This is a genomic window from Iodidimonas nitroreducens (genome assembly GCA_000710935.1).
GTDB classification, from domain to species: Bacteria; Pseudomonadota; Alphaproteobacteria; order Sphingomonadales; family Rhodothalassiaceae; genus Iodidimonas; species Iodidimonas nitroreducens.
Genome location: BAYV01000098.1, coordinates 1 through 218, shown reverse-complemented (window position 1 = coordinate 218; position 218 = coordinate 1). Strand labels below are relative to the sequence as shown.

1 protein-coding gene is annotated in these 218 nt (G+C 55.0%); it reads left to right on the top strand.

What is annotated here, in order from left to right; translation table 11 throughout:
- Positions 1-218, top strand: a 218-nt coding sequence (locus AQ1_RS12535) for an Ig-like domain-containing protein (protein ID WP_042087914.1), incomplete at both ends; no start/stop codon positions are given.

Here is a 218-nt window from a genome sequence, read left to right as displayed (position 1 = left end):
GCCTTGCCAGCAACAGTGCCATTGAAGATGGCGTGGCGGTTACGGGCCAGTTAGTGGCCACTGATGTGGACGTGAATGATCAACTGACCTTCAGTCTTATCAATGGGCCAGCCGAAGGTGTGGCGATTGTCAATGCCGATGGCAGCTATCGCTTTGATCCCGCCGATGGCTTTCAGGATTTGGGCGTGGGCGAAACCCGGGATGTGCAATTCACCTAT